This is a genomic window from Polaromonas sp. (assembly GCF_013817205.1).
Lineage (GTDB): Bacteria > Pseudomonadota > Gammaproteobacteria > Burkholderiales > Burkholderiaceae_C > Polaromonas.
The window spans coordinates 1-2554 of sequence record NZ_JACDDD010000147.1 but is presented as its reverse complement, the minus strand read 5'-3'; the positions used below and the strand labels follow the sequence as shown (position 1 = coordinate 2554).

The window sequence follows — 2554 nt, the reverse complement described above, 5'->3', positions numbered from 1 at the left end:
GTTCAGCACGGTGATCCAGGTAAGCCCATTTCCCTAACGGCACGGGCTGCGGACGACGACATCGAGGTGCGCGTAGCAAACTTCGGGCGTCCCATCCCCGCTGCATCGTTGCAATCAATCTTCGAGCCTATGGTTCGTGTGCCGACCGCAGGCAAGGAAGTGCACGAGGATTCGAAGACCAGCCTGGGGCTGGGTCTTTTTATCGTCCATGAGATCGTGACCCGCCATGGCGGCTCGGTCGCCGTCGAATCGTCGGAGGAAGCCGGAACGGCGTTCACGATTCGCCTGCCACGGGCAGACGGCACTCCAATGAAGGAACGTCTGAAAACATACACGAGGCACCCGCGGCGCCGTTCTACTGATTGAAGGCGTTCGGCCGGATGTTTCGCGGCCTGATCGGCGGATGGCGTGTCTTGTGACGATGGCCTGTGAATAGCCGAACAGCAGCTGCCCGGCAGCTTGGTTTCGATTTCGGCTGACTGCCGTGAACGCAACAACTGCTTTGCGGCCGCGAATTTGAGGAGCCGATCGACCGGTCTGGGTCGGGCTGAGTGCTCGCGTTCGCGATTACGGTCGGTCGTCCACAGCAGCCTCCGGCGGACCTGTTCGAGGCGACCTGCTATCGGAGCGCCCGGCAAGGCGGGTGCCAACCTTCCTGGGAGGGCAAAATGCGCCGTGGCCAGAAAAAACCTGACTGTTCGCCGGGCCCTGATGGCCCTGGTTGTTGCCTCTGTCCTGCCCACCTTCATCGCTGCGGTTGCAGCCCTGCTCTACGCCTACACGCAGGAGCAGGCTGGCTTTCGGGACGGCTTGAGCGACACCACCCGCGCCCTAGCGCTGGTGGTGGACCGCGAGATCGCGACGCGGGAAGCCGTCGCGCTCACAATGACCGGCTCACCCACCTTGACCAGGGGCGACCTGGCCGGCTTCCGTGAATACGCGCTCCAGACTGCGCCAACACGTGACAAGGTCGTGGTGCTGCACGACCTTGCGGGCCGGCAGCTTGTCAACACGCGCGTGCCCTTGGGCGAGCCGCTGCCGAAATCCATGAACAGCAAGGAGCGCATTGAGGCCGGCCCCATGCCCACCGTCGTCTCCAACCTGTACTTCGCTCCCGTGGGCAAGCAGTTCAGCTTTGCAGTGCAGGTTCCGGTGGTCCGGCAGGGACAGGTCATCTACTACCTGTCTGTTGCGGGCTACGCGACCGCCCTGCAGTCCATCATGACCCACCAGGGACTGCCGGCAACCTGGATTGCCTCCATCATGGACCGCAAGGGTGTTGTCGTTGCGCGCAACAAGGCGCCCGAGCAGTTCGTCGGGAAGGCAACCAGCGACAGGCTGGCCGCGCAGATGGCGCAGCGCGCCGAAGGCGTGTTCGAATCCACCGCCATTGATGGCACCCCGATCCTGGCGACCTTCAGCAAGTCGCCAACGTATGGGTGGTCCGTTGTCGTCGGGGTCCCATTGGCGGCCATTCCCGCGCCGCTCGAATCCATCGCCTTGTTCGGCGTTTTTTCGGCGTTCCTGCTGGGAGGGGCCTTGCTTCTGGCAGTGGCCACGGGACGGCGGTTGCTCAAACCGATCGAGCGCCTGAAGGACGCCTCTCAAGCGCTCGGCTCCGGCCGTCTGCTCGCGATCGAATCGACTGGGCTGCGCGAAACAGATCTTGTGCTTGCCTCGCTGCAGGAAGCCGACCGCCGTATCACCGGCGCGAACGAGGCGCTGGAGTTGCGCCGCCAGGAAGCCGAGGCAGCAGCGGCGCAAGTGGGGCAAAGCGAAGCACGGCTTTTGCGGCTGGCCAACACCATCCCGAACCTCGCCTGGATCGCCGATGCCGAGGGCAGCATCACCTGGTACAACGACCGCTGGTACGCCTACACCGGTACCACGCCGGCCGAGATGGATGGCTGGGGTTGGCAGGCGGTCCATGACCCGGCCGTCCTGCCGGAAGTCATGCAGAAGTGGCAGGAGTCGATCCGGACAGGCCAGGCATTCGAGATGACCTTCCCGCTGCGCGGAGCAGACGGTATCTACCGCCCGTTTTTCACGCGCGTTGCGCCGGTCAGCGATACCGGGGGCAAGCTTGTGCAATGGTTTGGCACCAACACCGATGTGTCGCCCCTGAAACAGGCGGAGAACGAATTGCGTGAGGCCGACCGGCGCAAAGACGAGTTCCTGGCATTGCTGGCGCATGAGTTGCGAAACCCCCTGGCCCCGATCCGTACCGCGGCGGAACTGCTGCGCCGGCTTGACGGCACGGACGCCAGCGTGATGAAGGCCAGCCAGATCATTGCGCGCCAGGTTGGCCACATGTCGGACCTGCTCGATGACCTGCTGGACGTCTCGCGGATCACGCGCGGGCTCATCCTGCTGGACAAGGAGCGGGTCGATGTGGGGGTTGTCATCGCCAGCGCCATCGAGCAGGTGCGACCGCTGATCGAATCCAGGCAACACACGCTCCAGGTGGACGACCGCCATCCTGGCGCATGCGTCCTGGCCAGCCGCCTGCGGCTCACCCAGGTGGTTGCCAACCTCCTGGACAACGCTGCCAAGT

Annotated in this window: 2 protein-coding genes; both read left to right on the top strand. The window is 64.3% G+C overall.

Annotated elements, in window-relative coordinates; all coding sequences use genetic code 11:
- Positions 1-366, top strand: a 366-nt coding sequence (locus H0W47_RS18575) for a sensor histidine kinase (protein ID WP_296927090.1), incomplete at its 5' end; no start/stop codon positions are given.
- 309 nt (positions 367-675) lie between these two features.
- A partial coding sequence (locus H0W47_RS18570) for a histidine kinase dimerization/phospho-acceptor domain-containing protein (RefSeq protein WP_296927088.1) occupies positions 676-2554 on the top strand: 1879 nt, incomplete at its 3' end.